Annotated in this window: 23 protein-coding genes and 4 tRNA genes; 11 read left to right on the top strand and 16 right to left on the bottom strand. The window is 67.8% G+C overall.

From position 1 onward, the window contains the following. Positions 1–14: 14 nt before the first annotated feature. The 5 genes from ACZZZF_RS02520 to pdxS form a co-directional block, all read right to left on the bottom strand. Positions 15–3,368, bottom strand: a complete 3,354-nt coding sequence (locus tag ACZZZF_RS02520; RefSeq protein ID WP_463499904.1) for an ATP-binding protein — start codon at positions 3,366–3,368, stop codon at positions 15–17. Further along, on the bottom strand, positions 3,365–4,024 hold the full coding sequence (locus tag ACZZZF_RS02515; protein ID WP_053099121.1) for a DUF4194 domain-containing protein: 660 nt from the start codon (positions 4,022–4,024) through the stop codon (positions 3,365–3,367). Before ACZZZF_RS02515 ends, ACZZZF_RS02520 begins: the two co-directional genes overlap by 4 nt. Further along, positions 4,017–5,480, bottom strand: coding sequence for a DUF3375 domain-containing protein (locus ACZZZF_RS02510; RefSeq protein WP_463496960.1), 1,464 nt, complete (start codon positions 5,478–5,480; stop codon positions 4,017–4,019). The genes ACZZZF_RS02515 and ACZZZF_RS02510 overlap by 8 nt, the downstream gene beginning before the upstream one ends. A gap of 73 nt (positions 5,481–5,553) precedes the next feature. Continuing rightward, positions 5,554–6,159, bottom strand: a complete 606-nt coding sequence (gene pdxT, locus ACZZZF_RS02505; RefSeq protein ID WP_053096188.1) for a pyridoxal 5'-phosphate synthase glutaminase subunit PdxT — start codon at positions 6,157–6,159, stop codon at positions 5,554–5,556. Then, positions 6,149–7,042, bottom strand: a complete 894-nt coding sequence (gene pdxS / locus ACZZZF_RS02500; protein ID WP_056278787.1) for a pyridoxal 5'-phosphate synthase lyase subunit PdxS — start codon at positions 7,040–7,042, stop codon at positions 6,149–6,151. The genes pdxT and pdxS overlap by 11 nt, the downstream gene beginning before the upstream one ends. Positions 7,043–7,156: 114 nt before the next feature. Here pdxS and ACZZZF_RS02495 point away from each other — a divergent pair, with 114 nt between their 5' ends. Next, a complete protein-coding gene (locus ACZZZF_RS02495; protein ID WP_053096192.1) occupies positions 7,157–8,464 on the top strand; it encodes an aminotransferase class I/II-fold pyridoxal phosphate-dependent enzyme in 1,308 nt (435 codons plus the stop codon). A 46-nt stretch (positions 8,465–8,510) separates the two neighbouring features. Next, complete coding sequence (gene pdxY / locus ACZZZF_RS02490) at positions 8,511–9,362, top strand: pyridoxal kinase PdxY (RefSeq protein WP_320488356.1); 852 nt, start codon at positions 8,511–8,513, stop codon at positions 9,360–9,362. Between the two features lie 21 nt (positions 9,363–9,383). Here the strand turns inward: pdxY and ACZZZF_RS02485 are convergent, their stop codons facing one another. From ACZZZF_RS02485 to ACZZZF_RS02475, 3 genes are read right to left on the bottom strand one after another with little or no spacing between them, the layout of a single operon-like run. After that, positions 9,384–9,932, bottom strand: a complete 549-nt coding sequence (locus ACZZZF_RS02485; protein WP_053096196.1) for an HIT family protein — start codon at positions 9,930–9,932, stop codon at positions 9,384–9,386. Then, positions 9,929–11,929: a threonine--tRNA ligase gene (gene thrS, locus ACZZZF_RS02480; protein ID WP_053096198.1), complete on the bottom strand. Its 2,001-nt coding sequence runs from the start codon at positions 11,927–11,929 to the stop codon at positions 9,929–9,931. The genes ACZZZF_RS02485 and thrS overlap by 4 nt, the downstream gene beginning before the upstream one ends. Before the next feature lie 46 nt (positions 11,930–11,975). Then, a complete protein-coding gene (locus tag ACZZZF_RS02475; protein ID WP_053096200.1) occupies positions 11,976–12,335 on the bottom strand; it encodes a YnfA family protein in 360 nt (119 codons plus the stop codon). Positions 12,336–12,436: 101 nt separating this feature from the next. Here ACZZZF_RS02475 and ACZZZF_RS02470 point away from each other — a divergent pair, with 101 nt between their 5' ends. Both ACZZZF_RS02470 and ACZZZF_RS02465 read left to right on the top strand, forming a co-directional pair. After that, entirely contained in the window at positions 12,437–12,856 is a 420-nt protein-coding gene (locus ACZZZF_RS02470; protein WP_053096202.1) for a DoxX family protein, read from the top strand. 56 nt (positions 12,857–12,912) lie between these two features. After that, positions 12,913–14,262, top strand: a complete 1,350-nt coding sequence (locus tag ACZZZF_RS02465; protein ID WP_463496958.1) for a cryptochrome/photolyase family protein — start codon at positions 12,913–12,915, stop codon at positions 14,260–14,262. A 71-nt stretch (positions 14,263–14,333) separates the two neighbouring features. Here ACZZZF_RS02465 and ACZZZF_RS02460 read toward each other — a convergent pair. The 3 genes from ACZZZF_RS02460 to ACZZZF_RS02450 all read right to left on the bottom strand — a co-directional run bounded on the left by ACZZZF_RS02460 (position 14,334) and on the right by ACZZZF_RS02450 (position 14,627). Next, positions 14,334–14,405 (bottom strand) — tRNA-Val (locus ACZZZF_RS02460). A gap of 25 nt (positions 14,406–14,430) precedes the next feature. Further along, positions 14,431–14,501 (bottom strand) — tRNA-Cys (locus ACZZZF_RS02455). Positions 14,502–14,554: 53 nt separating this feature from the next. Continuing rightward, positions 14,555–14,627: transfer RNA gene (locus ACZZZF_RS02450), tRNA-Gly, on the bottom strand. 152 nt (positions 14,628–14,779) lie between these two features. On the opposite strand from ACZZZF_RS02450, the gene ACZZZF_RS02445 reads away from it, so the two are divergent. From ACZZZF_RS02445 to ACZZZF_RS02435, 3 genes are all read left to right on the top strand, one after another. Continuing rightward, positions 14,780–14,855 (top strand) — tRNA-Val (locus ACZZZF_RS02445). Between the two features lie 92 nt (positions 14,856–14,947). Beyond that, complete coding sequence (locus ACZZZF_RS02440) at positions 14,948–15,400, top strand: hypothetical protein (RefSeq protein ID WP_463496956.1); 453 nt, start codon at positions 14,948–14,950, stop codon at positions 15,398–15,400. An 89-nt stretch (positions 15,401–15,489) separates the two neighbouring features. Further along, complete coding sequence (locus ACZZZF_RS02435) at positions 15,490–15,852, top strand: GIY-YIG nuclease family protein (RefSeq protein WP_320488360.1); 363 nt, start codon at positions 15,490–15,492, stop codon at positions 15,850–15,852. 51 nt (positions 15,853–15,903) lie between these two features. Here the strand turns inward: ACZZZF_RS02435 and ACZZZF_RS02430 are convergent, their stop codons facing one another. The 4 genes from ACZZZF_RS02430 to zapE all read right to left on the bottom strand — a co-directional run bounded on the left by ACZZZF_RS02430 (position 15,904) and on the right by zapE (position 19,384). Next, positions 15,904–16,287 (bottom strand): SPW repeat domain-containing protein, encoded by a 384-nt coding sequence (locus ACZZZF_RS02430; RefSeq protein WP_053096209.1) that lies wholly within the window; start codon positions 16,285–16,287, stop codon positions 15,904–15,906. Between the two features lie 94 nt (positions 16,288–16,381). After that, a complete protein-coding gene (locus tag ACZZZF_RS02425; protein ID WP_463496953.1) occupies positions 16,382–16,960 on the bottom strand; it encodes a type II toxin-antitoxin system PemK/MazF family toxin in 579 nt (192 codons plus the stop codon). Between the two features lie 20 nt (positions 16,961–16,980). Further along, a complete protein-coding gene (locus ACZZZF_RS02420; RefSeq protein ID WP_053096211.1) occupies positions 16,981–18,219 on the bottom strand; it encodes an ammonium transporter in 1,239 nt (412 codons plus the stop codon). A gap of 115 nt (positions 18,220–18,334) precedes the next feature. After that, positions 18,335–19,384, bottom strand: coding sequence for a cell division protein ZapE (gene zapE / locus ACZZZF_RS02415; RefSeq protein WP_056278794.1), 1,050 nt, complete (start codon positions 19,382–19,384; stop codon positions 18,335–18,337). Positions 19,385–19,530: 146 nt separating this feature from the next. On the opposite strand from zapE, the gene ACZZZF_RS02410 reads away from it, so the two are divergent. Further along, positions 19,531–20,424, top strand: a complete 894-nt coding sequence (locus tag ACZZZF_RS02410) for a sulfurtransferase (protein WP_053096216.1) — start codon at positions 19,531–19,533, stop codon at positions 20,422–20,424. A gap of 19 nt (positions 20,425–20,443) precedes the next feature. Further along, a complete protein-coding gene (locus tag ACZZZF_RS02405; RefSeq protein ID WP_072591311.1) occupies positions 20,444–20,875 on the top strand; it encodes a SufE family protein in 432 nt (143 codons plus the stop codon). Here ACZZZF_RS02405 and ACZZZF_RS02400 read toward each other — a convergent pair. Continuing rightward, complete coding sequence (locus tag ACZZZF_RS02400; protein WP_056278797.1) at positions 20,859–22,013, bottom strand: alpha/beta hydrolase family protein; 1,155 nt, start codon at positions 22,011–22,013, stop codon at positions 20,859–20,861. The genes ACZZZF_RS02405 and ACZZZF_RS02400 overlap by 17 nt on opposite strands. Before the next feature lie 25 nt (positions 22,014–22,038). Here ACZZZF_RS02400 and ACZZZF_RS02395 point away from each other — a divergent pair, with 25 nt between their 5' ends. Both ACZZZF_RS02395 and ACZZZF_RS02390 read left to right on the top strand, forming a co-directional pair. Next, positions 22,039–22,620, top strand: a complete 582-nt coding sequence (locus ACZZZF_RS02395; RefSeq protein WP_056278798.1) for a DUF3000 domain-containing protein — start codon at positions 22,039–22,041, stop codon at positions 22,618–22,620. After that, positions 22,613–23,806 (top strand): ribonuclease D, encoded by a 1,194-nt coding sequence (locus tag ACZZZF_RS02390; RefSeq protein ID WP_053096223.1) that lies wholly within the window; start codon positions 22,613–22,615, stop codon positions 23,804–23,806. The genes ACZZZF_RS02395 and ACZZZF_RS02390 overlap by 8 nt, the downstream gene beginning before the upstream one ends. Positions 23,807–23,841: the final 35 nt, after the last annotated feature.

Raw genomic sequence — 23,841 nt, 5'->3', positions numbered from 1 at the left:
CATTATCGCCGGTGTCACTCGGCGGGCAGACCGACCTTCGGCCGTGCCCAGGAGCGGCCGCGCGTGTCCTTGAGGATGTCGTACTCCACGTCGACATGCGGTTCGATGGCGCTGTACTTGTCGTTCGGCGCGCCGATCACGAGCTGGAAGCCGAGACCCCGCCATGCTCCGATCGCACGCTTCGTGAAGTGCGCGTCCGCCTTGATCAGGGCCTCGTCCATGAACACGGGTGCATACCTCGGACGCTCGGCACCCGCGTCGCCGAGCTGGTAGCGCAGTGCCGCCCCCACGATGAAGGCGACCAGCTCCTGCGACTCTCCACCCGATTTCTCGCCGATGTGGTCGTAGAGCGCGACATGCTCCCGGGTCGTCGCATGGACCCGCTCCGCGCTCACCCGCACATGGTTGCGCACGTCGATGAGCTCGGCGAAGTCGGGAGCTGTGCGTCGCATCCGACCGATGAGACGGCTCATCCTCCGGTAGACGCTCTCACGATCGACATCCGTCTCCGCTGCGTCGATGAGGCTGCGCACCTCGCGAAGCTCCTTGCGGAATCGCCTGCGCGCCTCGGACTGGTTCTCGCGCGGTGTGATCTGAAGACGGTGATCATCGTCGTAGAACGGCAGCTCCTCCATGATCCTGTTGATCGGGTCGATGCGGTTCTTGATCTCGCGCAGTGCACGACCCAGCGTCGAATCCAGGCTCGTCAGATCGTTTCCGGAGAGCTTGAGGAGGCTGTCTCGCCATTCGGATTCCAGCTCGTGCAGGCCGTTGGTCTCGAGCGCCACGAGGATGCTCTCGAACTCCGCGACCGACTCGTCGGGGTCGGGGAGGATCGTGAGCGTATCCCAGCGCTCGAGGAAGCCGGTCATCAGGCGTCGCATCTGCTCACGCTGCTCGGCGTGCGCCGCGGCTGCCGACGTGCGATCCTCGAGCAGTCTGGTCGCGGCCGTGCGCAATGCGGCGTCGAGGTGAGCGAGGCGCTCCGACGCCGTCACGCTGACGGCCGCGTCTGCTCCGAGGAAGCGCGCGTCGAGGAACGAACGATGCCGCTCCTCCAGCGCGATCTCGGCCGCCTCAGCCGCATCGACGATCCGTTGACAGTCGTCGACCTGGTCAGTGACCTCCACCCAACGGTCCTGAGCGAGTGTGAGGTCTCCCCCGAGTCGGGAGCTCTCGTCGCGCAGACGGCCGACCCGTTTTCTGAGCTCCTCGGCCTGCGACTTCAGCTCGGCGATCTTCGGGTTCTCGTCGGTGACCTCCGCCTCCACTGCGACCCATCGCGCGCGCTCCGCCGTGACGGCCTCGACGTCGATCTGATCCCAGGTGAGGTCCTCGATCTTCGCGTGCGCCTTGGACGTCGCCTCGATCCGGTCGAGGTCGGCCTCGGCGTCCGCAGCGGCCTGAGTCGCAGCATCGCGGCGGCTCTCGAGCTGGCTGATCTGCTCGTCGAGCTCGCGAAGACGGCGCGCGTTCGAGAATCCGAGCATGTTCGCCCGGCCATGCCCGCCATGGGACCCGCGGTCTCCGTGCGACACCTGCCCCGCGAGCGTCAGCGCGCGAGGGTGCTCGGCGAGCTCGGTCGACGAGTCCACGCACACGTACTCGAACCGCTCACGGAGTCGCTGCTGAAGCCATCCGGTGAACGGCGTCGATCGGTGATCGAGACGACCGGGGAGCGTGCGAGGGTCCGCCGTCCGAGACTCGGCGACGCCCGTCGGGACGCCTTCGTAGCTGATCCGCTCAGCGATGCGCACCGACTCGATGGCCGCACGGAACCGCCCGAGGTCCGCGACATCGACGAGCAACGTCCGCGCGAACCCGCCGAGGGCGAGGTTGAACGCGTCCCGCCAGGGCTCGAACTCGGTGCGCACCTCGATGAGCTCACCGACGAAGGGCAGATCCGTCGGGGTGAGCCCGGCCGCCTGGGCGAGGAGAGTTCTCGCCTCATGCAGATGCGCGGGAATGCTCCCGCGGAGCTCACGGGTGCGGTCCTGCTCGGCACGCGCCCGACTCAGCTCGCTCTCGACCGCTCGGCGCGACGACTCTGCATCGGCGAAGGCGGAGCGGGCTCCGCGCAGTCCGCTCTGCGGGAGCTCCCGGCCGACGCGGGCGAGCAGTTCCTCGAAATCGGATGCGGTGCGCACCTCGGCGCCGAGCTCCCTGGCGACGCTGTCGAAGCGCGCCCGCTCGCGCTGGACGTCCTCCAGTCGGCGCTCGACACCCCGCAGCTCGCGCTGAGCGGTCTCGAGGCGGTCGCCTCCGGACTGCCGCAGGACGTCGAGCAGCCCCTCCCGCTCGAGCTCGGCGGCGGCGATCAGTGCGTTCTTCTCGCGGACGGCCAGCTGCAGCGCCTGGGTGCGGTCACGCAGATCCGCCTCCACCTCGCGCAGCAGATCGAGGCGGCGCTCGGCGCTCCACAGGGACGCGAGGGAGGTCGGCTCCGAGAAGACCCCGACCTCGTCCACGACGCTCATCCGCGCCGACGCCGCCTCGATGCGCTGCGAGATCTCGCGGATCGGCTCGAGAGCCGCCACCTGCTGCTTGGCGACGAGCATCCGCGTCCGGGTGCTCTCCAACTCATCGAAATGAGCGACCACCGCGTCCGCGGTCGCCATCGTCTCGGGCTCCTCGAGCACGAGCTTCTTGTAGAGGTCGTCGACCGTCGTGATCTGCTGACCGGCCTGGATGCGGGCCAGAAGACTGATCGCCTTCGCCCCCGAACCGGCCGCGCCGATGCCGAGCACGGCGTGAAGTCGAGCCGAGAACTCGCGGTCGGTCGCCACGGGCTCCAGCCCGACGGCGCGCACCGCCGCGTCACTGAGTCGCTGGACCGCAGCGCGTTCGAGCTGCGAGAGGTCGAAGGCGCCGTCGATCGTGGCCCGCAATCGCGTGGTGTCCTCGAGGGTGCGGGCGTCCGCGGGGATGTACCACCCGCGCACCGCCGTGAAGCGCGAGCCGTCGTGATCCAACCACGTCATCGAGACGGCGCTCCAGGTGTCCTCGCCGTCGCCGCGCAGCACGCGGAGCTTCGTCCCCTCCTCGGTGCGGGACTCGTCGATCTTGCCGCGCCCGTACGACAGGATGTTCCGCTGCTCGTCGCCGCGGGGACGGCCCGTGACGCCGCCGTTGGACGCGCCGTTGAAGGGCGTCGTGTGCGGCATCATCAGCGCGATGTAGCCGTCCATGAGCGTCGACTTGCCCGACCCCGATCCGCCGCACAGCAGGGTCGCATCGGGCGAGAACCGCACGCGGTGGGGACCGCCGTCGTAGCCGCCCCAGTTGATGAGCTGGAGCTCCTCCGCGACCCACTGCTGACCGCGTGAGCTCGCGGGGATCATCCCGAAGAGCGTGTCCATCATCGTCATCGCGCCACCACCGCCTGGGATCGCAGCCACTCCCGCAGCTCCTTGAGCGTCTCCGCACTGAGCACCACCTCGACGAGCGCGGTGATCCGGTAGCGTCCGCTGGTCTCCTCCTGCACGATGCCCTCTCGATCCAGCCGATCCAATGCGCTGCGGATGGCGCGCTGCTGCTTCGCGGTTCCGCCGTCGACGTCCGCGAAGTAGCTCAGCACGGTCTGCTCGACGTCCTCGATGTCGATCCGCACTGAACCCTCGCCGGACGCGGACTCGCGCTGGTAGACGGTCCGCAGGTGCACCAGGACGAGCGTCTCGGCGCGCGAGTACGGAGAGTCCTTCAGCAGCACGGGCATCTCGACCTCGTCAGAGCGCAGCTGCTGCTTGTACGCGAACCCTCTGGCGTGATCGATGATCAGACGCAGGTAGATGTCGTTGAGCCGCGACTCGATCACCTGCTGGTGCTCGAGCAGCAGCGTCCACTCACGTCGGTTGCGCTCCATCGAGATGAAACGCCGCTGGAGCAGGTGCACGAGCACGCGCCTGATCTCGGGATCGAGCGTGCCGCGATCGCCGGGGAAGTGCGCCTCGAGGTCGTCCTCCATCGCCGTCGGAGCGATGAACCCCTCGTCCGCGCCGGCTGTGGTGAGGTCGTCGTCACTCATCATCTGAATCCTCTTTCGTGCTGCGGGCGGTCACGGCGCCGAATGCGAATCGCCTGCTCGTGCCGTCCGGGCGCAATGCTTCGACCGTCGAGATGCCATCTCCCTCGGTGAGGCCGTTCCGGTGCGCGATCTCGAGCAGACCGAGCAGATCGACAGGGCGCCGAGCCGCGTCGGGCACCGACCGGAAGGCATCGGCGAGGTCGAAGTCCGTCCCCAGTCCGGCGACGTATTCCTCGAGCTCGGCATATCTCGGACCACCCCAGGCGCGCGTGTCGTGATCGAGGAAGTGGACGTCATCGGCGTCGGCGAGGGGCGCCGGTGCACGCGGCGGGCGGATATCGCTGGTGGTCTGACGCAGATGCCCGAGGTCGATCAGCGGCATGCTGCGCACCGGGTCGACGACCGTCGCCGGGCCGGACCACCCATGGAGCCCGGCGATGACGTCGCGCAGGAGGTCGTCGATCTGACGATCGCGCAGCGGATCGTGCGTCTTCACCTGGCCGGTGATCACGTGCGAAGCGCGGCGCTGCGCGGCCAGCACCTCCTCCACCCCCTGCTCTACGCGTCGACCGATGGCGTCGAGCTCGGCGCGCTGCGCGCCGTCGAGCATACGGGCGAAGGGCCGGCCGAGCAGTCCGCGAAGCTGCTCCGTGAGGGCATCGATGCGATCGGGGTCGCCGATCAGACGCAGGGCTCCTGCGAACGCGCGCCCCTCCGCTGTCGACTGCATCACATCCTGGGCGCGCTGCAGATACTCGCGGAGCACTTCGCTCGTCGGTCTCTCGTCCCTGCGCAGGTGGGCGACGACGTCGCGTTGCATCGACCTGAGCGACTCGGCGACGCGCGTGAAATCGGCGGGCAGTTCGCGTGCCAGGTGCAGGACGTTCTCGGCCTCCTCGAGGAGCTCCTCATCGTCGGCAGGGTCGGCATGCCCGGTCTCCTGGATGCGAGCGATCTCTGCGTCGAGCAGATCGCGTTCGTCATACAGACGCGCCAGCCGCCGGACCGGGTCGACCTCCGCGCTCACCGACAGGTGGTCGACCGCGTCGAGGAGGGTGCGCACGCGGGAGTTGGACACGCGCGTGCGCCCTCCGCCGGTGCGGCCGGATATCTCGAGTGCTGCGACGGCATGCGCAGACAGGCGGTAGACCTCGACGTCGTCGTCGATCTGCTGGATCAGCCAGCCGAGGCGCACCCAGTTCCGGCACACGTCCCGGCCGCTCCCGGACGGAAGCCGCCTGTCGTCGTCGTACCCCGCCGCTCGGAGTTCATCGAGCACCTCGCCCAGCTCGGCGTGCGCATCCGCGACCGCGACAGACGCCCGGTCGGCGGTGAACAGAAGAGTGAGCGACGCGACCACGAACGGGGCGAACCGACCGTGCAGCAGATCGAGTGTCGGGGTGCTGAATGCGGTGACGGCACGCGCATATGCGGCCTCAGCCCTGGATCCAGTCACTCGAACGAGAATAGTCCGACCTCGGGCCCTCGCCTGTCACGCGCCGGTCCGTGGCGGGTCGCACGGCATGGCGTCAACGGCGCGAGGTGCGCTCCCGGACTCCCGCGAGGAACAGCTCGTGAAAGCGCGTCTCGCCGTCGACCTCGGGGTGGAAGCTGGTGCCGACGAGTGGCCCCTGCCGCACGGCGACGATTCTGCCGTCCGGAAGCGAGGCGACCACCTCGACCCGCTCGCCTGCGCGTTCGACGATCGGAGCTCGGATGAACGTCGCGTGCACGGGCACCTCACCGAGCGCCGGAACGTCGAGGTCCATCTCGAAGGACTCCGTCTGGCGTCCGAAGGCATTTCGGCGTACGGCGATGTCCAGGCCGCCGAATGACTGCTGTCCCTCGATGCCGTCGAGTACCTCATCGGCGAGAAGGATCAGCCCGGCGCATGTCCCATACACGGGGAGCCCCGCAGCGATCGCGTCCCTGATCGGCTCCTGCATCCCGAATGTGCGCGACAGCTTGTCGATCACGCTGGACTCGCCGCCGGGGATGACGAGACCGTCGACAGACGCAAGCTCCTCCGGGCGGCGCACCAGCGCCACCTCGGCTCCGAGTCCCGCGAGTAGGGCGGCGTGCTCGCGCACGTCGCCCTGCAGCGCGAGGACGCCGACCCGTGGACTACCAGCCACGCTCGGCCAGGCGGTGCGGCGCGGGGAGGTCGGAGACGTTGATGCCGACCATGGCCTCGCCGAGTCCGCGTGAGACCTCGGCGATCACCTTGGCGTCATCGAAGAAGGTGGTCGCCTTGACGATCGCCTTGGCGCGCTCCGCCGGGTTGCCGGACTTGAAGATGCCCGAGCCCACGAAGACGCCGTCGGCGCCCAGCTGCATCATCATCGCTGCATCCGCGGGGGTCGCGACGCCACCCGCGACGAACAGCACGACGGGGAGCTTGCCGGTCTCGGCGATCTCGGCCACGAGCTCGTACGGCGCCTGCAGCTCTTTCGCCGCGACGAACAGCTCGTCCTTCGGAAGAGCCGTGAGAGCCGCGATCTCGCCACGGATCTTCCTGATGTGCTTCATCGCCTCGGAGACATCCCCCGTGCCGGCCTCACCCTTGGAGCGGATCATCGCCGCGCCCTCATTGATGCGGCGCAGCGCCTCACCGAGGTTGGTGGCACCGCAGACGAAGGGCACAGCGAAGCCGTGCTTGTCGATGTGGTTCACGTAGTCGGCGGGAGAGAGCACCTCGGACTCGTCGATGTAGTCGACGCCGAGCTCCTGCAGCACCTGCGCTTCGACGAAGTGGCCGATGCGTGCCTTCGCCATGACGGGGATCGACACCGACGCGATGATGCTGTCGATCATGTCGGGGTCGCTCATGCGCGAGACACCGCCCTGTGCGCGGATGTCGGCGGGAACCCGCTCGAGCGCCATGACGGCGACGGCGCCCGCGTCTTCGGCGATCTTGGCCTGATCGGCGGTGACCACGTCCATGATCACGCCGCCCTTGAGCATCTCGGCGAGACCGCGCTTGACGCGCGAGGATCCGGTGGTGGTCTGTTCGGTCATGAGAGCTCCTGTCGGGGAAGCACGATGTGCATGAGTGTGTCGAACGATGTCTCGTTTGATCTAGGCCAAACAGTAGCACTGTCCGGAACGACCTAGAATCGGAGGTGAGGACACATGAGCGACCAGATCACCGGAACGACCGCAGCGGACATCGCCGACAGCGTGCGCGGTCTGCGCGAGCGCGGTGTGCTGCGCGCCGGCAGTCCCCTCCCTCCCGTGCGGGAGCTCGCCACGACCCTCGGAGTCAATCGCAACACCGCGGTCGCCGCATACCGACAGCTCGCTCAGGCCGGGCTCGTGATCTCCCGAGGTCGCGCCGGCACGGTCATCGCCGGTCTCGAGTCGGTGGCCCAGGAGGGCTACGCCTCCGATACGGTGCTGCGCGACGTCGGGACCGGCAACCCGGACCCTCGACTGATCCCCGATCCATCGCCTGCGCTGGCCACGGTGGCCGGTCGTCCGGTGCTCTACGGCGAGCCCGTCATCGACCCGGGGCTGCAGGACTGGGCGCGCGAATGGATCGCGCATGATCTCGGTCACCTCGACTTCGGCATCACCGTCACGAGCGGCGCCGTCGACGCCGTCGAGCGACTGCTCGCGCAGGCGCTGATGCGCGACGATGCCGTCGCACTCGAGGATCCCTGCTTCCTGGCGAGCATCCACACGGTCCGACTCGGCGGGTATCGGGCCGTTCCCGTGCCGGTGGACGAACAGGGGATGACGGTCGAGGGGCTGCGCGCCGCCTTGGATGCCGGCGTGCGAGCGGTGATCTGCACCCCGCGCGCTCAGAACCCGACGGGGGCGAGTCTCACGGCCGCTCGTGCGGCGGAGCTGCGCGCCGTGCTCGCCGCTCATCCGTACGTGCTGATCATCGAGGACGATCACTTCTCGATGCTGTCGCAGCGTCCCTACGAATCGCTGATCGGCCCGGACCACCGGCGGTTCGCGCTGGTGCGCTCGGTCTCGAAGTTCCTCGGGCCGGACATGTGCCTCGCCATCGCGGCGACGGATGCCACCACGGCAGAGCGCCTCGCCATGCGTCTGAGTCCCGGAACCACCTGGGTCAGCCACCTGCTGCAGCGTCTCACGCTCACGCAGCTGACCGACGAGTCGGTGCTCGCACGCATCGCCGACGCCCGCGAGCACTACGCGGCACGCAATGCGGCCTTCGCGTCGCGGCTGCGTGAGCATGGCCTCGACTCCCCCGCCACCGACGGTCTGAGCCTGTGGATCGAGTTGCCGAAGCCGGCGCGCATCGTCGCCGAACGCCTCATGCGTCGGGGCTGGCTCGCTCGAACCGGCGACGACTTCGCCCTCGACGAACGCGCCGATCCGTCGCGCCATCTGCGCCTCACAGTGCATGATCTGTCCGAAGACGACACTGCGACACTCGTCGCCGACCTCGTATCGGCCGCACGATGACCCACCGCCGCGGGAGCATTCCCGCTCTGAAAGAAAGGATCGGGGAATGAAGGTCCTCTCCATCCAGTCCGCCGTCGCGTACGGGCATGTCGGGAACTCCGCCGCGGTCTTCCCGTTGCAGCGCATCGGCGTCGAGGTTCTGCCGGTCTACACCGTGAACTTCTCCAATCACACCGGCTACGGCGCCTGGCGCGGTCCGCTCATCTCGCCGGACGACGTGCGCGAGGTCATCACGGGCATCGAGGAGCGCGGCGTGTTCGGCGAGATCGACGCGGTGCTGAGCGGTTACCAGGGCGGCGAGGGCATCGGCGATGTGATCATCGACGCCGTGGCGCGCGTCAAGGCCGCCAATCCCGCCGCCGTGTACGCCTGCGATCCGGTGATGGGCAACGCGAAGTCAGGGTGCTTCGTCGCCCCGGCCATCCCGATCCTGCTGCGCGAGAAGGTCGTGCCGGCTGCCGACATCATCACCCCGAACCAGTTCGAGCTCGGGTTCCTGACCGGCACCGAGCCCGACACGCTCGAGTCCACCCTGGCCTCGGTCGACCTGGCCATGGCGATGGGACCGAGCACGGTGCTGGTCACGAGCGTCGAGCGGCCGGACCGTGAGGACGACACGATCGAGATGCTCGTGGCCGACGCCGCAGGAGCCTGGATCGTGCAGACGCCTCGGCTTCCGATGAAGGCGAACGGCTCGGGCGACGTCACCGCGGCGCTCTTCACGGCCCACTATGTCGGATCCGGTGACGCGAAGACGGCGCTCGAGCGCACCGCGTCCAGCGTGTTCGACCTGCTCGCCGCGACCCTCGAGTCGGGTGCGCGCGAGCTGCAGCTCGTCGAAGCGCAGGAGTTCTACGCGAACCCTCGGATGCAGTTCACGGCACGCCAGGTGCGCTGACCCGCGATTCCGAGCCGTGGCCTACGCCGTCGTCGGCCAGGCGTTCGCCACGGCTTCGCGCACCTCGCCGAGCAGCTGGGGCAGGGCCTTGGTCTTGGCGATGATCGGGAAGAAGTTGGCGTCCGACGTCCACCGCGGCACGATGTGCTGGTGCAGGTGGCCGTCGACTCCGGCACCGGCGACGGCACCCTGATTCATCCCGATGTTGAAGCCGTCGCAGCGCGAGACCTCGCGGAGCACGCGCATGCCGATCTGGGTCAGTGCCCCGATCTCGGCGACCTCCTCGGGTGTCGCCTGGTCGTAGGTGCCGATGTGGCGGTACGGGCACACCAGCAGGTGTCCGGAGTTGTACGGGAAGAGGTTGAGCAGCACATAGGCCGTCTCCCCCCGGGCGACAATCAGCCGCTCGGCATCCGGGAACTTCGGAGCCTCGCAGAACGGACACTCCTCGCGCAGTGGCTCAGGACCAGCCTGGATGTAGGCCATCCGGTGCGGCGTCCAGAGCCGCTGGAACTCGTCGGGGACGCCCGCGAACTCGCCGGCGTCCTCCCACGACTCCGAGGACGTCACGCCAGGTCCCCTGCTGTCTGCACGAGAGTGTGTGCATCGATCGCTGCGCGGATGCGCGCTACTGCATCGGTGATCGGCACGCCGTTCTCCTGCGTGCCGTCGCGGTAGCGGAACGAGACGGTGCCCGCGTCGCGATCCTTCTCGCCCGCGATCAGCAGCAGCGGGACCTTGCCGGTCGTGTGCGTGCGGATCTTCTTCTGCATCCGGTCGTCGGAGGCGTCGAGCTCGGCGCGCACGCCCTGCGTGCGCAGCGTCTGGACGATCTCGCCCAGGTAGTCGGCGAACTCGTCGGCGACGGGGATTCCCACGACCTGCACGGGCGACAGCCACACCGGGAAGTCGCCGGCGTAGTGCTCGAGGAGGATCGCGAAGAACCGCTCGATCGAGCCGAACAGCGCACGGTGGATCATGATCGGACGCTTCTTCTGGCCGTCCTTGTCCATGTACTCGAGCTCGAAGCGCTCAGGCAGGTTCGGGTCGACCTGCACGGTCGACAGCTGCCAGGTGCGGCCGATCGCATCACGCGTCTTGAGGTCGATCTTCGGTCCGTAGAACGCGGCCTCGCCGGGGACTTCGGTGAGCTTCAGGCCGGATGCCACGGCGACCCGGCGGAGAGCATCGGTCGACGATTCCCAGAACTCGTCCGAGCCGATCCACTTGGACTTCTCGTCATCCTTCATCGACAGCTCGAGCTCGAAGTCGGTGAGACCGAAGTCGCGCAGCATCGACAGGATGAACTCCAGGACCTTCGCGACCTCGCCCTCGAGCTGATCGGGGGTGACGAACAGGTGCGAGTCATCCTGAGTGAAGCCGCGCACTCGGGTGAGGCCGTGCAGCGCACCGGAGAGCTCGTTGCGATAGACGGTGCCGTTCTCGGCGAACCGCAGGGGCAGATCGCGGTAGCTGCGCGCGCGCTCCTTGTAGATCAGGATGTGCATCGGGCAGTTCATGGGCTTCAGGTAGTAGTCCTGGCCCTGCTTCGTGATGTTGCCCTCGTCGTCGCGCTCCTCGTCCATGACGATCGGCGGGTACATACCCTCCTTGTACGTCACGAGGTGGTTCGAGGTGAGGAAGAGGTCTTCCTTCGAGATGTGCGGGGTGTACACGTAGGTGTAGCCGCCCTCGATGTGGCGCCTGCGAGCGTGCTGCTCCATCTCGCCGCGGACGATGCCGCCACGGGGGTGCCAGACCGACAGACCCGAACCGATCTCCTCGGGGAACGAGAAGAGGTCGAGCTCCTTACCGAGACGGCGGTGGTCGCGCTTGGCGGCCTCCTCGAGGCGGTGCTGGTACTCACGCAGCTCGTCCTTCGACGGCCAGGCGGTGCCGTAGATCCGCTGCAGCTGCGGGTTCTTCTCGCTGCCCCGCCAGTATGCGGCGGCGATGCGGGTCAGATCCCAGCCGTTGCCGATCATGCGGGTGTTGGGCAGGTGCGGCCCGCGGCAGAGGTCCTTCCAGACGACCTCGCCGTCGCGGGTCGTGTTGTCGTAGATCGTCAGCTCGCCCTCGCCGACCTCGACGGAGGCGCCCTCGGCGGCTTCTTTGCCGCCCTTGAGACCGATGAGCTCGAGCTTGAACGGCTCGTCGGCCAGCTCTGCCCGCGCCTCGTCGTCCGTGACGACACGACGCACGAAGCGCTGCCCCTCACGGACGATGCGCTGCATCTCCTTCGTGATGGCCTTGATGTCTTCGGGCGTGAACGGGGTGTCGACGCCGAAGTCGTAGTAGAAGCCGTCGGTGATGGGCGGCCCGATGCCCAGGTTCGCCTGCGGGTTGATCCGCTGCACCGCCTGCGCGAGCACGTGCGCGGCCGAGTGACGCAGGATGTTCAGCCCGTCGGGACTGTCGATCGTGACCGGCTCGACCTCGTCGGCATCCGTCACTGTCGCGGCGAGGTCCTTGAGGGTCCCGTTGACGCGCATGGCGACGACTGAACGGTCAGAGAACAGGGCGAAGCCGTCTTTCGGCTGAGCATTTTCAGGCACTGCACACTCCATCTGGGTCTGGATCTAGGCTACTCGCATGCCCGGGGGCCGCTGACCGCTACGACGCCACCTCGGACTCGGTGTTCGCCGCCGTGGGAGCGAGGATGATGATCGCCGCGCCGACGAGCGCGATCGCCGAGCCGACCCAGTCCCAGACGGTCGGCTTGAAGCCGTCGACGATGATGCCCCACGCGAGCGATCCGGCGATGAACACCCCGCCGTACGAGGCGAGCACACGTCCGAAGTTCGCGTCAGGCTGGAGCGCCGCGATGAACCCGTACGCACCGAGAGCCATCACGCCGAGCACAGCGAAGACCCAGCCACGGTTCTCCTTCACGGCCTGCCAGATCAGCCACGCGCCGCCGATCTCGGCGACGGCGGCGAGCACGAAGAGGATGCTGATGCGCAGGACGGTCATGCACTCAGTCTGGCAAAGGCCGCCACTTGAGCGGGCAGACCTGCCGCGACGCGCCCGGGCGACACCCGTGAGCTCCGATTCCGCCGGGGTAGCGTGAGCGGATGATCAGACCACTGGCGCGCTGGATCCTCGCACTCGCACTGGGTGCGATCGGCATCGTCCACTTCACGAGCACCCGCGGTTTCCGCGTCGTCGTGCCTGACTGGGCGACTCGGGCCACTCGTCTCGACAAGGAGGCGATCATCATCGCGTCGGGCGCCGCGGAGGTCGCCCTCGCCGCCGGGCTGCTCCTGCTGCCGAACGAGAGACGGCGTGTCGGAATCGCCACCGCCGCGTTCTTCGTCGCCGTGTTCCCGGGAAACGTGCACCAGTGGCGCACTCACCGGTCCACCCCGGGGCTCGACACCGAGGCGCGGCGTCTGGGACGACTCTTCCTCCAGCCTCTTCTCGTCGTCTGGGCGCTGTGGGCGACGACTGAGCCGGCTCGACCGCGGATGCGCGCAGTGCCTCGTATCCGCTGAGCAGCTGGCAGCGCAAGCCCGCCCACTCGTTCCGTCCACCCCGTCAGAATGGAGCCATGGCCTCTCCCTCGCTCGTCTGGCTCCGCGACGACCTTCGACTCGCCGACAATCCGGCGCTCAGGGCGGCGATCGAACGCGGTGAACCACTGGTCGTGCTGTTCGTCCTCGACGAGGAGTCCCCCGGCATCCGACCGCTCGGCGGAGCCGCACGCTGGTGGCTCCACCACTCCCTCGCGTCTTTGGACGACGCGCTGCGGGAACTCGGCGCCACTCTGACGCTGCGTCGAGGTCCTGCCGAACGCATCGTCCGCGAGACCGTCGCAGACTCGGGCGCGACGGCCGTCTTCTGGAACCGGCGATACGGGGGCGCCGAACGCGAGGTCGACACCGCGCTCAAGGCGGCGCTGCGCGCGGACGGCCACGAGGTCACGTCGTTCCAGGCGTCGCTGCTGCACGAACCGTGGACGGTGAAGACCGGCGGCGGCACCCACTTCTCGGTGTTCACGCCGTTCTGGCGGGCATGTCTCTCCCTCCCCACGCCGCGAGCGCCCTTCCCCGCGCCCCGGAGTCTCGCTGGGGTGCCCCAGCCCCCGGCGTCCGACGATCTCGTCGACTGGGATCTGCTGCCGACCCGCCCCGACTGGGCCGGCGGGCTCCGCGACGCCTGGGAGCCCGGTGAGCCGGCGGCCAGAGCTCGGCTGCGTACGTTCCTGCATGACGACATCGGCTCGTACGATCGCGCGCGGGATGAGCCGTCGGCGGGCGCGACGTCACTGCTGTCACCGCGTCTGCGGTGGGGCGAGCTGAGCCCGTTCACCGTGTGGCACGCGGCGGTGGAGGCCGATGGCGCGGCCGGGTTCCTCTCGGAGTTGGGCTGGCGCGAATTCGCCTGGCACACGACGTTCCACGCACCGGACATCGCCACGAAGAACCTCCGTCGTCAGTACGACGCCTTCCCCTGGCCGCGGCTCAAGCCGTCGGAACTCGAGGCGTGGCAGCGCGGCGATACCGGGATCCCGCTCGTCGATGCGGGGATGCGCGAACTGTGGCACACAGGTTTCATGCACAACCGGGTGCGCATGGTGACGGCCTCGTTCCTCGTGAAGAACCTGCTCATCGACTGGCGGCGCGGCGAGGAGTGGTTCTGGGACACCCTGGTCGACGCCGACGGCGCGAGCAACCCGTTCAACTGGCAGTGGGTGGCAGGATCCGGCGCCGACGCCGCTCCGTACTTCCGCGTCTTCAATCCCGAGCTGCAGGCGAAGAAGTTCGACCCGCACGGCCTGTACATCTCGGTGTGGGCGTCGGATGCCCCGACAGAGCCGATCGTCGATCTCGCCGCCACCCGCAAAGCGGCGCTCGCAGCGTACGAGGTCGTCAAGCGGTCGTCCCCGGTCTCGGGGTGACCGCCGCCGGTGACTGCTGCGCCCCGTCATGGGGACAACAAAAAACCCCCGGAGAACCGGGGGTTTGTCTGTGCGCGATACTGGGATCGAACCAGTGACCTCTTCCGTGTCAGGGAAGCGCGCTACCGCTGCGCCAATCGCGCCCGTTGGGGCTATTCAGTTACTGAGAGGTGGCGACGGGATTCGAACCCGTGTAAACGGCTTTGCAGGCCGGTGCCTAGCCGCTCGGCCACGCCACCGTGTGGATTGACCCCACGTGCCGAAGGCCTTCCGAAGAAGGCCCCTGCACTTGAGCGGATGACGAGACTCGAACTCGCGACCCCAACCTTGGCAAGGTTGTGCGCTACCAACTGCGCTACATCCGCGTTGTTCCCGGTTGTGGTCCCGGGCACTTATGAAACATTAGCCGATGATCGGCGACTGTCCAAACCGAAACCGAATCTCGCGCGTGTCTCGCAGGGTGGTCAACTTGGCCTCCGACGGTCGGGTAGTATCGGTTGACGTACCCCGCAGGTATGGGCGATTGGCGCAGTTGGTAGCGCGCTTCCTTCACACGGAAGAGGTCATCGGTTCGAGTCCGGTATCGCCCACCACAGAACCCCGCGCATCTGAGATGCCGCGGGGTTTTCTCATGTCGCGAGGGCGCGGGAGCCAGCGCCGATCTTCCGATTGCTAGCGTTGCGGCATGCCCACCCTGCTCGACGACTTCCTCTCCGGAGATCGCGGACGCGTGATGCACGCGGTGTGGGAGACGATCCGCTCGCGGGATGCCGCGACTCTCGACCCCCTCGTCGCCGCGCTTCCGCAGCTCCGGCGCGAGGCGACGAGGCTCGATCTGGGCGGGATGATCTATTCGAACAACGCCCATCTGGCGCACGCGCTCACCAAACTCGAACAGTATCGCGACAGGGAGTGCTGGTGCGCCGCTTACCCCGGGCTGCTCACGAATGACCCCGAGAAGGAACAGGCGCTCGGCCACGTCAGCATCCTCTCGACGAGTGACCCTGGCTGGTCGATGACCTATGTCACCGAATGCGCCGTGTGCGGGAGGCTGTTCGATGTCGAGCAGGGGGACCATCACTTCATGTGGTGGAGATGGATGCCGCGCGGGGTGAAGAGAAGTCGCGGAGAGGTCTGACGTCGGTGGCCGGCGGTAGCGTTCCGACCATGCCGCGCACTCCGCTCCCGAGCCCCTGTCCGCTCTGCGGCCATGGAGACGCGGTGCGCGTGACCACCGCGCTGCTGTGCGACTGGTGCGGGTGGCGTTACGGCGACTCCCCCGATCCCGACCTCCCCCGCCCGGTGGTCGAGGTGGTCTACTACATCCGCTACGACCGTCGGGTGAAGATCGGCACCAGCCGCCGGCCGCGTCACCGACTCGCGAGCATCCGCCACGACGAGCTCCTCGCGTTCGAGCCGGGTGGCCGTGCGGTGGAGCAATCGAGACACCGCGAGTTCGCCGACATCCGGGAGGGCGGCGAGTGGTTCACCCTCACCCCGTCTCTCGCGGCCCACATCGATGGACTGCGCACGCTGGACGACCCCTGGCAGCTCTACGCGCGCTGGGTGGCGGCGGCATTGCAGAACTGAAGCCCCGCACAGGGCCGACGTTCCGTGCGGGGCTTCAGAGTTCGTCCGCCATCAGACGCGAGCGGTGGCCTTGACCTTCGCGGGCTGCGGCTGCGAGAACAGCACGACCACGATCACGGCGACGCCGACGACCACGTGCGGCACCCAGACGTTCGGCGCCTCCGTCGAGAAGCCGAAGATCCACGGCGACAGCGCCAGGAACAGGCTCGCGACGATGTCGAACACGAGGTGGACGGGCATCGGGATGACGCCGAACGGCCCCCATTCGTACTTCGTGAAGAGGCTGTAGACGATGAGCCCGATTCCGAGCACGATCGGGATGATCACGGCGGGGCCGCCCATGCTCGCGAAGCCGAAGAGCCACGGAGCGGCGATCAGCGCCACTCCGACGATGTAGTCGAGAATTCCATGGACCTTGGTGGGGATGAAACGCATGATTCCTCCTGTGGTGTCGTCGCATCCTGCGACTCACAGACTGTTCGCAGCCGTTCGTCGAACGGATTGCGACCGGGTCACACGTGTCGGGGCTTCAGGCGGTCGCCCAGCCGTATCGTCGAGCCAGAGCCGAAGCGACCTCCCCGTAGCGCGATCGGTCGAGCACCGCGGCCTCACGGCGCAGTCCGCTCTCGTGCACGCTGTACAGCAGCTCGATGTCGACCCAGGACTCCCGTCCCTGCGCGTCCCAGCCGCCGGAGCCGATCGACAGATAGTCGCGGTCGCCGTCGTGCGGCTTGCTCGTCATCCGCACCGCATAGACACGTTCCGCGGATTCGCGCCCGATCACGAGCACCGGCCGATCCTTGCCTCGACCGTCGTTCTCCTCATAGGGCACCCAGGTCCAGATGATCTCACCCGCGTCAGGGGCGCCGTCCCGGTCGGGCGCGTAGCCGATGCGGAGGTCATCGATCCGGTCGGGGTCGACCCGCCGTGTCTCGGTGCCGCGCGACGCCCCTCTCGACTCCCCTGAGGCGGAAAGAACCTCCTCGGAGGTGCGCAGACGCGAGACCGGGCGTCTCGGACGAGTTTTCGTCCGAGACGCCCGGTCAGATCCCAGTGCTGTGAAGAGGATCTCCGCGAGTCGTGCCAGGATGCCGTTGGTGTTGCTCACACGGTCACCCTAACGGCAGGTCAGGCGTCGGCCAGCGCGTAGCCCTCCTCGCCGTGGACGACCTGGTCGACACCGGCGATCTCGTCTTCGCTCGTGATGCGGAAGCCGATCGTCTTCTCGATCGCGAAGCCGATGATGAAGGCGACGACGAAGGAGTAGATCAGCACACCGAGCGCTGCGATCGCCTGGACGGCGAGCTGACGTGCGTCCCCTCCGACGAACAGACCGGTCTCGGTGGCGAAGAAGCCGAGGTACAGCGTTCCGATGAGGCCACCCACCAGGTGGATGCCGACCACGTCGAGCGAGTCGTCGAAGCCGAGACGGAACTTCATCTCGACCGCCAGCGCGCAGACGATGCCGGCGACGGCACCGAGCAGCAGCGACCATCCGGGCGTCAGGTTCGCGCAGGCCGGGGTGATGGCGACGAGACCGGCGACCGCGCCGGACGCTGCACCGACCGAGGTTGCCTTGCCGTCCTTGATGCGCTCGATGAGGATCCAGCCGAGGATCGCCGCCGCCGTGGCGCCGAGGGTGTTCAGGCCGATGAGTCCGACGCCGCCCATGTCCTCTGCGAGCCACTCCGCGCCGGCGTTGAAGCCGAACCAGCCGAACCACAGCAGCGCTGCGCCGAGGAGCGTCAGCGGCACGTTGTGCGGCTTGAGGATGCCCTTCTGGAAGCCGATGCGCTTGCCGAGGACGATCGCGAGGGCGAGAGCCGCGGCGCCGGCGTTGATGTGCACCGCTGTACCACCGGCGTAGTCGATGACGCCGATGCCGCTGTCCTCACCGAACAGCGTGGTGCCGAGGTTCATGATCCAGCCGCCGCCCCAGACCCATGCGGCTACGGGGAAGTATCCGACGGTGGCGAAGACACCGGCGAAGATGAGCCAGCTGCCGAACTTCGCGCGGTCGGCGATGGCGCCCGAGATGAGCGCGACGGTGATGATCGCGAAGGTCGCGCCGTAGGCGACTCCGAGAAGTGCGACGTTCGAGCCCTCACCGGCCGCGAGGCTCGAGAGACCGAAGTCGGCGAAGGGGTTGCCGGCGAATGCCGTCGGGCTGTCGACCGCGCTCATCGAGAATCCGAAGAGGATCCAGAGGACGGCGACGAGACCGATCGAGCCGAAGCTCATCATCATCATGCTGACGACGCTCTTGGCCTTGACGAGACCGCCGTAGAAGAAGGCGACGCCGGGCGTCATGAGCAGTACGAGGGCGGTCGCGGTGATCGCCCAGGAGATGTTGCCTGGAGCATCCATAGTCAAACCTCACATTCGGGAAACTGAGAGCTTCAGTGTGACGAGGCCCGATTTCCGGAATGCGTGAGGTTTGTTGCGGTGGCGTTACAGAGACGCCGCGTGTGTGAACACTGCGTTACGCGACACTGCGATCCGCGTGTGTAAGTGCATTGAGTCTGGAGACAGCGCGCAGGTATTTCTTGCGATATCCCCCGTTCAGCATCTCTTCTGCGAAGACCTGGTCGAGGCTCACACCGGTGGCGACGATCGGGATCTGCGCGTCGTACACGCGGTCGACGAACGCGACGAATCGCAGAGCCTCGGACTGATCGGTCAGGACCCGCACATCCCGCAGGCCCACGAGATCCAGCTCGGCGATGATCCGCAGATACCGCGAGGGGTGCACCCGGGCCAGGTGACGGATGACGTCGGCGAAGGAATCGTCGGACGCGTTTCCGTGCCCCGCCCCCTCGTCGATCGCGCGGGCATAGGAGTCGTCGTCGCTCACGACGGCGTGCCCGTCGAGCGCCCGCTGGCGGAAGTCGACACCGTCGATGCGGATCGTCTGGAAGCTGTCGGACATCGCGTGGATCTCTCGGAGGAAGTCCTGTGCGGCGAAGCGGCCCTCACCCAGTGCGTTCGGCGGAGTGTTCGAGGTCGCCGCGAGCTTGGTGCCGGTGGGAACCAGCTCACCGATGAGCCGAGTCATGACCATGGTGTCGCCCGGGTCATCGAGTTCGAACTCGTCGATGCACAGCAGGTCTGCACCCTTGAGCAGGTCGACGGTGTTCTTGTAGCCGAGCGCACCGACCAGAGCCGTGTACTCGATGAACGAGCCGAAGTACTTCCTGCGCGCGGGCATCGCGTGATAGATCGACGCCAGCAGGTGGGTCTTGCCGACGCCGAATCCGCCGTCGAGATAGACGCCCGGCTTCGTCTCCGGCTCCTTCTTGGCTCGGCTGAAGAATCCGCCCCGCTTGAGCGGAGCACCGCGTCCGGCGAACCGGATGAGCGTCTCCTTGGCGTCCTCCTGCGAGGGGTAGGCCGCATCGGCACGATAGCTCTCGAACGTCGCACCGTCGAACTGCGGCGGCGGCACGAGGCTGGCCAGCATCTCGGGACCGGTGACGGTCGGCTGTCGATCTGTCAGGTGCACGATGCCCGTGCGGCTGGGCGTGTCGGTCATCACGGTCCTGTGTCGGGGGCGCACCTGTGTCGAAGTCTTACGAATCGGGTGCAGGGCGCACGGCGTGGATCTATCGTCGAAGTATCGGCTCCACATTACGCCGTCGTCCCCTGCATCATCGCCGCTCACCGTCTGAGGAGATCCCTGTGGCCATCGAGTTCGACACCACTTCGTCAAAGTTCGCCGAGTACGCCGAGCCCGGCCGTCTCGTGAGCACCGAGTGGCTGGCCGAGCGCCTCGGCACACCGGGCCTGGTCGTCGTCGAATCCGATGAGGACGTGCTGCTGTACGAGACGGGCCACATCCCCGGCGCCGTGAAGGTCGACTGGCACACCGAGCTCAATGATCCCGTCGTGCGCGACTATGTCGACGGCGAGGGCTTCGCGAAGCTGCTCAGCACCAAGGGCATCTCCCGCGACGACACCGTCGTGATCTACGGCGACAAGAACAACTGGTGGGCCGCCTACGCGCTCTGGGTCTTCTCGCTCTTCGGCCACGAGGACGTTCGGCTGCTCGACGGCGGACGCGATCGCTGGATCTCCGAGGGCCGCGAGATCACCCGGGACGCCCCGCAGATCACGCCGACGGAGTATCCCGTGGTCGAACGCGACGATTCGGAGATCCGCGCATACAAGGAGGATGTCCTCGCTCACATCGGCAGCCCGCTGATCGATGTGCGCTCTCCCGAGGAGTACAGCGGTGAGCGCACCACCGCACCGGCCTACCCTGAAGAGGGAGCCCTGCGCGCGGGGCACATCCCCACCGCCCAGAGCGTGCCGTGGGCGAAGGCCGTGGCTGAGGACGGCGGCTTCCGGTCGCGGGCCGAACTCGACGCGATCTATCGTGACGGGGCCGGACTCGCCGATGGCGACGAGGTCGTCGCGTACTGCCGCATCGGAGAGCGCTCGAGCCACACGTGGTTCGTCCTCAAGCACCTGCTCGGATTCGAGAACGTCCGCAACTACGACGGCTCGTGGACCGAGTGGGGCAGCGCGGTGCGGGTCCCGATCGTGACCGGCGCGGAGCCCGGATCCCTCTGATCGTGGGAGAATGACAGGGATGAGCACCACGCACGTTCCTGACACCCTCGCCGAGATCCGCGACGGATTCCTCGAGACCCCCGAGGCGGATCGACTGCTGCTCCTGCTGGAGTACTCGGACGAGCTGCCGGAGGTCTCCGAAGAGGTCGCGAATCACCCCGAGATGTGCGAGCGCGTCGCGGAGTGCCAGTCACCGGTCTACATCTACGTCGAGGTCGCCGACGGAATCGTGACCATGCACGCCACCGCCCCGCCCGAGGCGCCGACCACGCGCGGATTCGCGAGCATCCTCGTGCAGGGCATCTCCGGCCTCACCCCTGACGAGGTTCTCGCGATCCCCGACGACTATCCGCAGTCGATCGGTCTCACCCGCGCGGTGTCGCCGCTGCGCATCGGCGGCATGACCGGCATGCTGATGCGCGCCAAGAAGCAGGTCATGCAGAAGCGCTGAACCCCTGCGCTGCGAGCCATCCGGTGATGGCATCGCTCCACCCTGCCTGGTCGTAGTTCCAGATCTTGGTGTGCCGGGCGACCGTGAAGCGGGGCATCGTGACCAGGTCGGGTCTGGCCTGCTCGAGTGCGTGCGATGCATCGGCGGGCACGAATCCGTCGTCGTCGCTGTGCAGGATGAGGATGGGCACCGACAGCTCGTCGGCGCGCGACACCATGTCCAGGCTGTCGAACGGGATCGCGTTCTCCGCGCCGCTGAGCCGCGCGGTGAACGGGACGGACAGTGCGCCCATCGCGAGGTCCGGCAGCGGTGCGTGCATGCCGGACTCGCGCGCTTGGAATCGCAGCACGCTGCGCCAGTCGATCACCGGCGACTCGAGGATGAGACCGACGATGCGGTCGCGGTTGCCCGAGTTCAGGGCGGTCTGCATCGCGACCGCTCCGCCCATCGACCATCCCATCAGGATCACTCGATCGGCGCCGTGTCGGAGCGCATACGACACCGCCGCATCGACGTCGCGCCACTCCGAAGCCCCCAGAGCGTACGCACCGCTTCGGCTGCGCGGCGCCTCACCGTCGTTGCGGTACGAGACGACGAGGTTCGGGAAGCCCGCGGCGTGCAGCACGGGGACGGCACGAAGGCACTCGGCTCGGGTGACCCCTCGTCCGTGGACCTGGATCACCCACGTCGAGGAGTCGGCCGGGAACAGCCAGGCGGGGCATGGCCCGGCCGGGGAACCGATGAGCACATTCTGCGAGGGCAGGTGGAGCTCGCCGGGAGTGGAGTAGTACCAACCGCTGAACGCCGCGCTCCTGTCGACGCGGGCGCCCGGTTCGATCTGCGTCAGCAGCTTGCGCCTCACGGTGGTGGCATCAGCGCTCAGCACCGCGCCGAGCTTGACGTAGCCATACGTTCCCGAGGTGAAGAGTCCGTATCGACCCGGGAGCTCGGTGTCCCGCGTCCGGGTGAGCTCGATCGTCTGCGCCCCGGTGTCGACGGCGAGGATCTCGACGTTCGCCGGTCGCTTCGCCGGCATGACGACCCGACGGGCGACGCTGAAGACGAGCAGAGCCAGCGCCGTCCCCAGAGCGAGCAGAGCAGGGACAAGGAGTGCAACGGCGTGCCTGAGACTCTTCATCGCTTCCTGACTCTAGCCTGTTGCCGTGACCGCACACCCCGATGCCGGGACGATCTTCGACGCCGCCGTGGCTGAACTGCGCGACATCGCCTTCCGCTCAGACATCACCATCCGCGAGATAGCGACGCCGCAGGGCCTCGCTCCGCACGCCCTCGCCCTCGCAGCCGACGTCCGCCCGGACGACGGCGGAGAGTCGGCATACGGGACGGGACGTTTCGTTCTGCTGCATGATCCCGACAACCCCGCCGCATGGGACGGCGACTGGCGGATCGTGATCTTCGCCCAGGCGCCGCTCGAGACCGAGATCGGCACCGACCCCCTGCTCGCCGACGTCACGTGGTCCTGGCTCGTCGATGCACTCGACTCGAGAGGCGCCGGCTACCACTCCGCGTCGGGCACGTCGACCAAGACCCTGTCGAAGGGGTTCGGCGGACTCGCCGACGAAGGAGACGGCGCACAGATAGAGTTGAGGGCGTCCTGGACACCCGAGGGCCCCTTCACACCCCATGTCGAGGCCTGGGTCGAACTGGTCGGGATGCTGGCGGGTCTTCCGCCCGGTTCCGAGGGCATCGCCGTTATCGGCGCGCGAAAGGCAGCACGTGACTGAATACTCCGTGATCTCCGACGTCTCGGAGTTCCACGCGGCATGCGCCGCACTGGCCGCAGGAACTGGGCCTGTCGCCGTGGACGTCGAGAGGGCATCCGGATTCCGCTACTCCCAGCGCGCCTATCTCGTGCAGGTGTTCCGCCGCGACGCGGGGGTCTTCCTGTTCGACCCTCCCGCTCTCGGCGACTTCAGCCCTCTGCAGCAGGCCATCGGCGACGCCCTGTGGGTGTTCCACGCCGCCAGCCAGGATCTTCCGTCTCTGCGCGAACTCGATCTGCTCCCCCACACGATCTTCGACACGGAGCTCGCATCGCGACTGCTGGGTCATGACCGAGTCGGACTCGCCGCGGTCGTCGAGAACACGCTCGGCATCACGCTCAAGAAGGAGCACTCCGCGGCGGACTGGTCGACCAGACCCCTTCCCGCTGCATGGCTCGAGTACGCGGCACTCGATGTGCTGCACCTCATCGACGTCTACGAGGCTCTGGAGGCGGAGCTCGAGGAGCAGGGGAAGACCGAGTACGCGGCCGAGGAGTTCGCCGCCACGCTCGCCCGACTGCCGAAGCCTCCTCGCGAAGACCCCTGGCGACGACTCAGCGGACTGCACCAGGTGCGCGGCGCGCGGAACCTCGCGGTCGCTCGCTCACTGTGGCAGGCTCGCGAGAGCTTCGCCCAGGATCAGGACGTCTCTCCCGGCCGTCTGGTGCCGGACCGATCGCTCATCGCGGCCGTGCTGGCGAACCCGCAGAGCAAGCAGGCGCTCGCCGGGATCAAGGAGTTCCAGGGCCGAGCGAGCCGCACCCAGCTCGACCGCTGGTGGCAGGCGATGGTCGACGGACGTGCCACGGAGGAGCTTCCCCGGGAGCGGGTTCCCAGCGATACGCTGCCGCCGCCGCGAGCCTGGTCCGATCGCAATCCGGAGGCCGACGCGCGACTCAAAGCCGCCCGCCCGGTCGTCGAGGCCACGGCCGAGGAACTCGGGATGCCGACCGAGAACCTGCTCACCCCCGATCACCTGCGCCGTGTGGCGTGGGATGTACCGGGAACGACGCCCGAGGCCATCGGCGAGGCACTCGCCGCGCTGGGTGCCCGCCCGTGGCAGATTGCACAGACTGCACAGAAGATCGCGGACGCCTTTGTAGAGGCGGCGCAAACGCCCGACGAGGCGTCCGCACCGGCTTCGTAGGTTCGATCCAACCGATTCCGCCCCGTTTCCGGCCC

This window comes from Microbacterium sp. AC215 (assembly GCF_979258645.1).
This window is presented reverse-complemented; position numbering and strand designations above follow the sequence as displayed.